13 protein-coding genes and 1 pseudogene are annotated in these 9,250 nt (G+C 65.3%); 8 read left to right on the plus strand and 6 right to left on the minus strand.

The window, feature by feature from the left end; genetic code table 11:
- Window positions 1–19: 19 nt before the first annotated feature.
- The gene (locus HARCEL1_RS10795; RefSeq protein WP_108383399.1) at window positions 20–385 is read right to left on the minus strand and encodes a DUF555 domain-containing protein; all 366 of its coding nucleotides are present in this window, start codon (window positions 383–385) and stop codon (window positions 20–22) included.
- 256 nt (window positions 386–641) lie between these two features.
- On the opposite strand from HARCEL1_RS10795, the gene HARCEL1_RS13645 reads away from it, so the two are divergent.
- The 6 genes from HARCEL1_RS13645 to HARCEL1_RS10820 are packed head-to-tail and all read left to right on the plus strand — an operon-like array spanning window position 642 to window position 3,437.
- Complete coding sequence (locus HARCEL1_RS13645) at window positions 642–812, plus strand: hypothetical protein (RefSeq protein ID WP_174182906.1); 171 nt, start codon at window positions 642–644, stop codon at window positions 810–812.
- A gap of 53 nt (window positions 813–865) precedes the next feature.
- Complete coding sequence (locus HARCEL1_RS10800; protein ID WP_108383402.1) at window positions 866–1,369, plus strand: hypothetical protein; 504 nt, start codon at window positions 866–868, stop codon at window positions 1,367–1,369.
- A gap of 27 nt (window positions 1,370–1,396) precedes the next feature.
- Window positions 1,397–1,693, plus strand: a complete 297-nt coding sequence (locus tag HARCEL1_RS10805; protein ID WP_108383405.1) for a PqqD family peptide modification chaperone — start codon at window positions 1,397–1,399, stop codon at window positions 1,691–1,693.
- Complete coding sequence (locus tag HARCEL1_RS10810; protein ID WP_159077100.1) at window positions 1,690–2,079, plus strand: lasso peptide biosynthesis B2 protein; 390 nt, start codon at window positions 1,690–1,692, stop codon at window positions 2,077–2,079. Before HARCEL1_RS10805 ends, HARCEL1_RS10810 begins: the two co-directional genes overlap by 4 nt.
- Window positions 2,076–3,140, plus strand: coding sequence for a nucleotidyltransferase domain-containing protein (locus HARCEL1_RS10815; protein ID WP_159077101.1), 1,065 nt, complete (start codon window positions 2,076–2,078; stop codon window positions 3,138–3,140). Before HARCEL1_RS10810 ends, HARCEL1_RS10815 begins: the two co-directional genes overlap by 4 nt.
- 45 nt (window positions 3,141–3,185) lie before the next feature.
- On the plus strand, window positions 3,186–3,437 hold the full coding sequence (locus tag HARCEL1_RS10820) for a hypothetical protein (protein WP_108383413.1): 252 nt from the start codon (window positions 3,186–3,188) through the stop codon (window positions 3,435–3,437).
- Window positions 3,438–3,583: 146 nt separating this feature from the next.
- Here HARCEL1_RS10820 and HARCEL1_RS10825 read toward each other — a convergent pair whose 3' ends face one another.
- Window positions 3,584–4,366, minus strand: coding sequence for a CPBP family intramembrane glutamic endopeptidase (locus HARCEL1_RS10825; protein ID WP_108383416.1), 783 nt, complete (start codon window positions 4,364–4,366; stop codon window positions 3,584–3,586).
- 54 nt (window positions 4,367–4,420) lie between these two features.
- Between HARCEL1_RS10825 and HARCEL1_RS10830 the strand changes: the two genes are divergently transcribed.
- Window positions 4,421–4,879 (plus strand): DUF1616 domain-containing protein, encoded by a 459-nt coding sequence (locus tag HARCEL1_RS10830; protein ID WP_159077102.1) that lies wholly within the window; start codon window positions 4,421–4,423, stop codon window positions 4,877–4,879.
- A 93-nt stretch (window positions 4,880–4,972) separates the two neighbouring features.
- Here the strand turns inward: HARCEL1_RS10830 and HARCEL1_RS10835 are convergent.
- The 4 genes and pseudogenes from HARCEL1_RS10835 to HARCEL1_RS10850 form a co-directional block, all read right to left on the minus strand.
- Window positions 4,973–5,253, minus strand: a pseudogene (locus tag HARCEL1_RS10835) (type II toxin-antitoxin system RelE family toxin).
- Entirely contained in the window at window positions 5,243–5,515 is a 273-nt protein-coding gene (locus HARCEL1_RS10840) for a ribbon-helix-helix domain-containing protein (protein ID WP_108383421.1), read from the minus strand. Before HARCEL1_RS10840 ends, HARCEL1_RS10835 begins: the two are co-directional and overlap by 11 nt.
- A gap of 339 nt (window positions 5,516–5,854) precedes the next feature.
- On the minus strand, window positions 5,855–6,802 hold the full coding sequence (locus HARCEL1_RS10845; protein ID WP_108383424.1) for a glycosyltransferase family 4 protein: 948 nt from the start codon (window positions 6,800–6,802) through the stop codon (window positions 5,855–5,857).
- Window positions 6,799–8,124 carry a sulfatase-like hydrolase/transferase gene (locus tag HARCEL1_RS10850; protein WP_108383426.1) on the minus strand — a complete coding sequence of 442 codons (1,326 nt, stop codon included), beginning with the start codon at window positions 8,122–8,124 and terminating at the stop codon, window positions 6,799–6,801. Before HARCEL1_RS10850 ends, HARCEL1_RS10845 begins: the two co-directional genes overlap by 4 nt.
- Window positions 8,125–8,235: 111 nt before the next feature.
- On the opposite strand from HARCEL1_RS10850, the gene HARCEL1_RS13430 reads away from it, so the two are divergent.
- A complete protein-coding gene (locus tag HARCEL1_RS13430) occupies window positions 8,236–9,171 on the plus strand; it encodes an alkaline phosphatase family protein (RefSeq protein WP_159077103.1) in 936 nt (311 codons plus the stop codon).
- Window positions 9,172–9,250 lie beyond the last annotated feature (79 nt).

Below are 9,250 nucleotides of genomic sequence, written 5' to 3' on the forward strand. Positions count from 1 at the left end.
GGCGGCCCCCGGACGCCGCTCAGGCCTCGGCTTCGGTCTCGTCGCTTTCCTCTTCGATCGTCTCGATGATCTTCAGCGGGACGTCCCGCAGGGCCCCACCGACCTCGCTTTTCGCGATGCGGCGTGCGTGCTCGACGCTCTCGGCGTTGAAGATGTCGATTTCGAGGACGAGGCCGACGAGCGCGGTGTCGGCGGCGATGAAGGCCGAATCGAACGGCTCCGCGCAGGCCGGGCAGGTCGTCGCGCCCACTTCGACCTCGACGTAGTCCATGTCGCTGTCGTTGAGTCGCTTCCCGGACTCGCTGACGGCGACTCCGATCGCGTCGTCGATGTCCGCGACGTCTCTGACCAGCCACGCCGCCTCCATCACGACCAAGTAATTCATGTCTCCACCTTTCGTCGGGCCGTATACCTGTGTTTTGATTCGTCCCGGGCGTGCGGACGTGACCCGAAACCTCGCTAAATAATATGCGATGCTCACGGCTGGCCCAGTCGCGTTATATCGATTGAGCGGCCGCGACGGGCGGCCGGCGCGGCCGGACGGGCTTCGAGGGGAAACCGCCAGACAGCGGCGTTTTCTGGGCCTGCCGTCCCCCGATATCTTTATACCTCTGGATGGCCCGAGATTTCACTCACACCCAATGGCCCCACGACCCACCGCACTCGCGATGGTTGCCCTCCACAGACTCGTCGTCCTGATCGGCATCCTGCTGATGCCGATCGCGGTCCTGGCCCGAAAGGCCGGCATCACCCTCCCGGTCCACCGCGTGATCGAGCGTGTCGACGACGAGGCCGACCAGTCGGCGGACTGAGCGACTGCGATCGGCCCGGGAGACCTTTCAGGTAGCGGATCTATGCGTCGGTCATGGACCCAGGGGTCGACGATTCGCGACGACTGGCGCTGGTCGTCGCAGTCGTCGTGATCGCCATACTCGTGAGTACAGTCGGACTGCGCACGCTCACCGGCAATCCAGCCGTCCCCGACCTCGAAACGACCGTCACCGGGACGGATTCGTTCGGCGTCGATCGGCCTGGCGAGGTCCGGATCGCGACGATCGAACACACCAGCGGCGACCCCGTCGCGTTCGTCGACCTCTCGGTCGTGATCGGAACGCGTGCCGACGGGTTGGTGTTCTCGACGGACACGAACTGGACCTCGACAGCTGGACCGTTGACCTATCGGCTCGACCGGTCGACCGGCCCCGATCAGTTCGGGCCGGGCGATCGTGTCGTCCTTCGGAAAGTCGACGGCACCTTCCAGCCGGCGCCGACGGTCAACGTGACCGTCCGCCTGATCCACCGGCCCTCTCAGCGAACCATCGACAGCCACGACGTGACGTTTCGATCGAGTGAGTCGAACGGCTTATAGTCGAGAGCCGACACGTTTCAATCGACAATGGACGACGCGACCGGCGGGCTAGACGGGGACGCCACCGTCGTCGCGATTGCGGAGGCCATCACCTCGACCGTCGGCGGCGAGACCGTTCTGCTCAACCTCGACGACGGGACGTACTACGGGCTGAACGACGTGGGAGCGCACCTGTGGGACCACCTCGACGAGCCCACAACCGTGACCACACTCGAACGCGAGACGGCGACGGCGTTCGGCGTCGACCGTGAGACGTGCCGGGCCGACGTGCAGGCGTTTCTCACAGAGCTACACGACCGAGGGCTCATCGAGGTGCAGTCGTGACCGGGCCGCGCCGCGCGGCGATCCTCGGGCCCGCCCTCGTCGCGATCGTCGTCGCGGGTCTGGCGGTGCGCCTGTGGGGACCCGCGCGGACGGCCCGCCTGCTCGCGTGTCGGCCGCGGCGGGCCGACGCGGCGGTCCACCCCGAGACCGTCGGCTGGGCGGTCCGGACCGCCGACCGGGTCGTCCCGCGGACGGCCTGCCTGGAGCGGGCGCTGGCGGCGCGAGCGCTGTGCCGGCGCTACGGCTACGCCGCCAGCGTCGACGTGGGGTGTGTCCGCGAGGGCGAGCACCTCCGCGCACACAGTTGGGCCGTCTGTGGCGAGTACACCGTCGTCGGCGGCGACGTGACGGCGTTCGACCGGTTGGGGAGGATCGCGGACCCGTGACCGTCGAGGCACTGTGTGACCTCCTTCGCGACGGCGACCCGGACGATCCGGACTGGGCCCGCCTGCTCGATCTGGCCGCGGCCCACCACGTCACCGGACGGATCGACGCCGACGCCGTGCCGGCGGCCCACACCGAGCGAGTGCGGGCGGCCCACCGCGAGAGCGCCGGCCACGGATTGGGCCTGGTGGCCGCGCTCCAGGCCGTCGACAGTCGCCTGGCCGAAGCCTCGATCCCCGCGCTCGCGTTCAAGGGCCCGATTCTCAGCGACGTCGTCGCCGGCGACCTCGGCGTCCGCCGATCGGTCGACGTGGATCTGGCCGTGCCGGACGACCAGTTCGCGGCCGCCGAACGGGCGCTCGTGGCCGACGGCTACGACGTCGTCGAGCGCTTTCGCGGCCTGGGAGAGGTCACGCTCCGCGACACCGACGGGGTCTCGGTCGACCTCCATCGCTCGGTGCTGGGGCGCGCGCTTCCACGGCGACCCGGAGTGGAGACGCTGCTCGATCGCGGTTCGCGGCGGTCGGTCGGCGGGCGGACGGTCGCGACGCTGTCACCGGTCGATCGCGCGGTCGTGCTCGCGGTCCACGGCACCAAACACCGCTGGTATCGCCTCGACTGGATCTGTGACTGGGCCGCGCTCACCGAGGAAGCGATCGACTGGCACGCGGTCGATCGGCGGGCCCGGTCGTGGTCGGTACGGGGGGCCGTCCTCACGGCGGCGTGGATCGCCCGCGCGGTGCTCGGTGCCGACCTGCCGGGGCCGCTGTCGGCGGCCGTCGACGCGGACCCGCGCGGACGGTCGATCGGGCAGGAGTGTCTGGACGCGCTCCGGGCGGGCCCGCCCACACCGCCGGCCGATCGCGCGCAGTTCCGGACCCTCTGGCGGGCGCTTGATCGTCGCCGGGACCGTCTGCAGTACGGCGTTCGCGTGGCGACGATCCCGAGCGAGGCCGATCGGGCGGCCGTTCCGCTACCCGACGCACTGGACGGCCTCTACCGGGTGGTCCGGCCGATCAGACTGGGCGTCCGGGCCGCCCGCGATATTCCTTCGGGTGACTGACCTCCGGAACCATTAAGTTGGCGGGACGAAAAGAGTCGTTCAACTATGGGAGTCGCGGCTATCACGTCGAGTGCGGCAGGGAGTGCGACGGTGACGTCGTTGCTCTCACCGGTCGGCTTCGGCGTCGGCGGCGTCGTCGTCGCCGCGCTGTTGATCGGGCTGTTGGCGTATCTCGACGTTCTCACAGCACGGCCGGAGACCGATTCGACCGTGCGGGTCGGCGTCATCGCGGCGGTCATCCCGCTCGGTCTGACCTTCGGTGCGGTCGTGCTCTTTCAGACGCTCCAGTTGGTCTGAGGGTCGTTTCGTTCCGTGTCGGTCGGAGAGTGAGAACGTATAGCGGGAATTCTCTGTCGAGAGGTCGCTGTGTCGAGGGGTCGCTGAACGGGAGTTCTGTATCGACCGTGCCGTGAGTGGGTCGGTCTGGACGGTCCGATCGGCGCTCAGATCGGCGTCCCGAAGATCGGAATGACGGCGAACAGGACGACGTTGAGCGCGCCGTGCATCACCACGATGAGAGCGAGACTGTCCGTCCACTCGTAGAGCGCCCCGAAGACGAACCCGATCGTCCCCGCGAACACGAGTTCTCCGGGCTGGTGATAGCCGGAGTGCATGATCGCGAACACCGCGCTCGCCAGGACGACCGCGGGCCAGCGCCCGACGTGGCCCGCGAGGCCGCGCTGGAGCAACCCCCGGAACAGGTACTCCTCGACGAACCCGACGAACCCGACCATCACCACGACGATGGCGAGCACCTGGAGTGGCGTCCACGCCGCGATCAGCGCCTCCGGACGGATGATCGCCCACTCGACGCGCGCGAGCGCCGCCGCGATGGCGATCCCGGGAATCGCACCCAGCAGGCCGACGCGCCACCCCGGTCGGACGTCGATGTCGGGATGGTACCGGTCGACGACGAACAGCGACGGGATCAGCGGGCCGTAGATCACCGGCATCGTGAACACCGTCAGCGAGAAGAAGACCGGCATCGCGAGGTTGACCAACCGAAAGAGGGGCACGAGCGCGACGATCGCCAGCGTGGGGTGGGTCCGGCCGATCACGAGCACGGCCCCGCTCAGCGTGAGCGCGTGGACCGAAATCGCGGGCCAGGTGTGCCCGCCGTACAGCAACAGTTCCGCGAGCGTGATCGCCGCGAGGGCGACCGCGATCGCGGCGCTCGTCGTTCGATCGGTCGGGCGCTGGACGGCGGTGAGCAGGCGAGTTGCCATCTGAGTATCGACCGCGTAGTTTATGTCAATCTCGCCTGAACAAAAAGGTAACTGGTGACGACATCGCACTCGACCGATCGGGAGACGATCACGCGCGCGCTGACGGTCGGCCTCGCAGCGGTGCTGATCGTCTCGCTGGTCGGCGTAGTCGCGCTCGCGGCCGCGCCGCCGACGACGACCGAGCCGACGACGGAGTTCGCCCTGCTCGACGGGAACCGGTCGGCGGCGGACTATCCGACCGAGTTGGCCCCCGGGGAAACGGGCGAGGTCTGGGTCGAGATCGGAAATCACGAACACCAGCCGATCGCGTACGACGTCGCGGTCGCGTGGAACGGGACCGTCACGCAGACGTTCGGGACGACGCTCGTCGCGGGGGCGGCGGGCCAGCGGCCGACGCGGCTGGTCGCGCCGAGCGATCCCGGCCTGTATCGGGTGACGGTTTCGCTGTCGGGGAACGCGAGCGTGGAGTCGATGGAGACCCGGCTTTATGTCGATGTGGGAGAGGAGAACTGAGGGCGTGGCGTTCGGGGCCTGTTTCCGGAGTCGAGCGTTCCGAGCGCGCGTCCGATCAGTCTGTGGGTCAGTCACGACCGACTCGCTCGGCCGTCAATCGTCGGCCGTGTATGCTCCGCTCCGGGGGCGAACGCTCTCGACGCGGAGGAGGCGGTCGTCGTGGTGGAGTCGACATCCGAGCCGAAAGTCTCCGACACGGAGTTTCTCGAACGGCGAGTTCGTCAGTGGCTCCAGGTAGTCGCCGGGTTCGCGCCATTCAGAGAGACGATATCGTCGAGTTTGTCCATGATCCGTTGCTGATCGTCAGCGTCGAGTTGAGCGAATTGATCGGCTGCCCGTGGCGAGAACGCCCAGTCCCAGGCGTCACTCGTCATCGTGACCGTACGTCGATCGCATCTCCTCGCTCGCTATCACGTCACCGTCCAGATCGGCCTCGCTGATCGCGAGATCCTTCCAGAATCCCGCGCCCTCGGGATGAGTGATGGCATCCCGGAGCGCATGCCGGATGAACTCGCTCCGACTGTTGAAGCCCCGCTCGCGCCAGGTCTCGTCGACGACATCGAGAAAGGACCGCGCGAGGCGGAGATTGATCCGATCGATTTCGGGATCGGGATCGTTGGCGTCGGCTCCTGACATACGTCCGTGTGTCTACCGCGCGTACAGTCAAAGTCGTTACGGGTGGGTCGTGTTCGGATGAGGAGTGGTCTCGGTCGAGGCCATCCTCGAAAGCCCTCGGTTCGCTCGTGGCCGCTCGCCGGGATATCCTCGGTCGCGTCGCTCCCTCGGATAGGGCCTGCGTGGGCGGCACTCGCCGCCCACGTCATGGACGCTCGGCGCTGCCGAGCGCCCCGCCGAGCGACCACGACCGACCTCGCCCTTTCAGTCCGCCAGGATGCAGTCGGTTGGGGGGCTGGCAGTGTGGACGGTGCGATACACCGCGGGTCGACGACCCGCCGGCGGAATGGGCGCCGGGTGTCACTCCAGGACGGACTCGTAGACCGCGCGGGTCTCGGCGGCCGACTCCGCCCAGGTGAACCCGGCGGAGCGGTCGTGAGCGCGCTCTGCGAGCGCGCGGCGTTCGCGTGCGTCGGCCAATAGCTCCTCGATGGCCGCGACGTGGGCGTCGACGGCGTCGGGGTCGAACAGTCGCGCGGCGTCGCCCGCGACCTCGGGGACCGAGTAGACGTCCGAGGAGACGACCGCACACGAGGCCGCCATCGCTTCGAGGACGGGCAGGCCAAAGCCCTCGTGGCGCGTCGGGAAGTAGAACACGCCCGCGCGGTGGTACAGATCGATCAGGTCGGCCTCGGGGACGAACCCCGGCGTCTCGATAGCGTCGTCGGGGATGCGATCCGACCACCCGCTGCCGGCGACGACCATCCGGCCGTCGAGGCGGCGCGCCACCTCGACGACCGCCTCGGGGTTCTTCCGTGGCGCGGCGAGGCTGACGTGGAGGACGAAGGGGTCGGTGTCGGCGTACGGCGCGCGATAGGCGTCGCGGACGCCGTGGTGGACGACGCTGATCGGCGTGTCGACGTGCGGGGCGAGTCGCCCCCGGACGCTCTCGGAGAGCGCGATGATCGCGTCGCTGTGGGCGAACAGTCGGCGCTGGAGGCGGTGGTTGAGTCCGTAGAGTCTGGGGTGGACCGTCAGCGACGGGTCTCCCGAGAAGTACAGATCGTCCGTCGAGATGACCAGCGGCGTCTCGGAGCGGACGATGCGCGCGAGCGTGGGGAATTGGAAGGCTGTCAGCGTCTGGGTGGTCAGCGCGTTCACCTCGAAGCAGTGGACGACGTCCGCGTCGCGCCAGTCGTCGACGGGGACGACGTCGTGGTCCGCGAGTGCGTCGCGCAGTTCCGCGAGGTAGATGTGTTCGGACCCGCCGCCGGGCGTGAGCGTGAAGAAGTGGACGTGGAGCGTCATCGGTACCCCAGGTGTTCCAGGCGTGCCTCGACGTCGTCGGGGACCTCCGCGGTCGCGCCTTCGCCCGTGAAGTCGCCCAGTCCCGCGCGGAGGTCCCGGACGCGCCGTTCGAGCGCGTCGTCGTCCGTGCGCGTGCCGTCCTTGTCGTGGATCAGCGTGGCGTCGGCGGTCCGAAGCGTGTAGTGTGGGTCACCCCACGAGGCCGGCACTTTCGCGCCGAGGCCCTGGGCGTCCGGTGCGTACTGGCCACACCCGACGCTCTCGGCGTAGACCGCGCGGTCGTCCGTGCGGTCCTCGAACAGCGACCGGCCGCGCGTGTGCTCGCCGGGGTCGATGCCCGCCACGTCGAGCAGCGTGCGGCGAACGTCGAGGAGACTCGTCACCGCGTCGGTCTCGCCCTCGGGGACGGCGTCACCGACGGCCAGAGCCGGGACGTGCACCAGGTCGTCGTACACCCCATACTCGTGGCCGCGGATGCCGTGCTCCCCGAACAGTTCGCCGTGATCGCTGACGACGAAGAGCACGTCCCAGTCGATGGCGTCGACGATCGCCGGCAGTTCGTCGTCGAGATACCGGGCCGCGCCCTCGTAGTTGCGCTTGTGGCGCTCGTGTTCCTCGTCGGTGACCGGGTCGTCCCGGAGCGTGAGTTCCAGCGGGTCGACATCCAGCGGGTCGAGATCGCAGTACTCCTCGGGCGGGTCGTAGGGGTAGTGGGTCGGCATGAGGTTCGCGAACAGAAAGAGGTCCTCGGGCGGCGAGCGGGCGATCTCCTCGACCGCGTCGAGAAACCAGGTGAGATCGTTGGTCGTCTCGTTCACGGGCGGGGCCCGGAACAGTTCGATGCCCGTCTTGAGCGTTGACAGCGTCGGCGCGTCGGCGGCCACGATCTCTTTGAGCGCCTGGACCGGGCGCAGCGGACCGTCGTCGAGACGACTGAACAGCGCGTCCCAGTCGAAGTCCGCGTCCCGTTGCTCCGGGCGGTCCTGCAGGGCGGGCCCGCGCGTGATTGACGCGAAGCCCTCGGTGAACCCGAAAAACGGGTCGATGTGGACGTTGTTGCTCAGGCAGTGGGTGGTGACGCCCGCGTCGGTGAACCGCTCCGCGAGCGTCGGCACCGTGACGTCGAACGTGCGGTTCGCGGAGTGCGTGCCCGCCTCGGTCGGATAGAGGCCGGTGAACAGCGATCCGTGGGCTGGGACCGTCCACCGCGAGGTGGAGTAGCAGTTCGTGAAGACGTGGTCGGCCGTGGAACGGATCGCTGGCATCTCCGCCTCGAAGGTGTCGTACCGGAGGGTGTCGAGGACGATGAGGCCGGTTTTCATGGGTTTATTGTATAATATTCCTGCCGCAATTTATTTCCTCCGAAAGTGTCTAATATGCTGCCGTCACTAAGGCGCAAATTATAAGCATACAATATAACTCTAATTACCGCCATGATTAAAGAACTCCAATGGATTTACCGCCACCCACCCGTGGTAGGACGAGGTTTGAACCGAATATACCATACTAAGATGGGATCCAGAAAGGGATATGCTGAAGGCGTGCCACTTTTTGATTTAGATTGGGACGTCTGTGCTATCTTGGACGCGTGTAGGTACGATATTTATAAAGAAGTCGTTTCTAGCCATGATTTAGGAGGGAAACTCAAATGTCGTCCTTCTCCCGCAAGTAGTACCCCTGAATGGTTAATGAGGTCATTCCAGAACACCACCCATACAGATATAGTATATGTCACAGCGAATCCGCAGTATTACAATCACGAAAATGATTTAGATCCAACATTCCACAAAATTATAAACGTATGGAAAGATAATTGGGACGAAGATCTTCAAACAGTACCTCCTGCGAAGATGTCTAAAGCTGTTAAAGATGCGTCTGATGAGTTTCCAAATAAGCGAATATTGGCACACTTCGTACAACCTCACGTTCCCTTCATTGGTGAATTTGGGCGTCAAAAATTCCCTATCAGCCTCAATTCAGCGGTAGATAACGACTGGAATGCTGCACGGAAATTCTGGCCATCAATCCGTCAAGAAGAGCGGGAATATACTGACGAAGACTTGAGAGAAGCATACATTGAAAATATTGAAGTTGTCTTGAACGAAGTACTTCCCCTCTTCAAGTCGATAGATGGAAAACCACTCATCACATCCGATCACGGACAGTTATTGGGGGAGCGAATTTCCCCACTCCCAATCAAAGAGTATGGGCATCCAGCAGGAATATATGTGCCAGAGTTGATCGAAACCCCGATTCATTTCTTGGATTTCAAACAACGTAGGGAGATCACGAAGGGAGATCTTGAAAACAAAAAGGAGATTGCTAGTGATAGCGTAGACGAACGTCTTAATGCTCTTGGATACAAATAGCAAAAGAATTTTTTAAGGTAGGTTGAGACATTTCAGGTCACGAAAGCAATCGTTAGAACTGGCCTTAAAAATAATATGT

Source organism: Halococcoides cellulosivorans, assembly GCF_003058365.1.
Classification (GTDB): Archaea; Halobacteriota; Halobacteria; order Halobacteriales; family Haloarculaceae; genus Halococcoides; species Halococcoides cellulosivorans.

Excerpts from the sequence above, each read along its gene's own strand:
- HARCEL1_RS13645 (WP_174182906.1), top strand. The coding sequence starts at position 642 with ATGGCCCCACGACCCACCGCACTCGCGATGGTTGCCCTCCACAGACTC.
- HARCEL1_RS10850 (WP_108383426.1), bottom strand. The coding sequence starts at position 8,124 with ATGAAAACCGGCCTCATCGTCCTCGACACCCTCCGGTACGACACCTTC.
- HARCEL1_RS10800 (WP_108383402.1), top strand. The coding sequence starts at position 866 with ATGGACCCAGGGGTCGACGATTCGCGACGACTGGCGCTGGTCGTCGCA.
- HARCEL1_RS10820 (WP_108383413.1), top strand. The coding sequence starts at position 3,186 with ATGGGAGTCGCGGCTATCACGTCGAGTGCGGCAGGGAGTGCGACGGTG.
- HARCEL1_RS10825 (WP_108383416.1), bottom strand. The coding sequence starts at position 4,366 with ATGGCAACTCGCCTGCTCACCGCCGTCCAGCGCCCGACCGATCGAACG.
- HARCEL1_RS10845 (WP_108383424.1), bottom strand. The coding sequence starts at position 6,802 with ATGACGCTCCACGTCCACTTCTTCACGCTCACGCCCGGCGGCGGGTCC.
- HARCEL1_RS10805 (WP_108383405.1), top strand. The coding sequence starts at position 1,397 with ATGGACGACGCGACCGGCGGGCTAGACGGGGACGCCACCGTCGTCGCG.
- HARCEL1_RS10795 (WP_108383399.1), bottom strand. The coding sequence starts at position 385 with ATGAATTACTTGGTCGTGATGGAGGCGGCGTGGCTGGTCAGAGACGTC.
- HARCEL1_RS13430 (WP_159077103.1), top strand. The coding sequence starts at position 8,236 with ATGATTAAAGAACTCCAATGGATTTACCGCCACCCACCCGTGGTAGGA.
- HARCEL1_RS10840 (WP_108383421.1), bottom strand. The coding sequence starts at position 5,515 with ATGTCAGGAGCCGACGCCAACGATCCCGATCCCGAAATCGATCGGATC.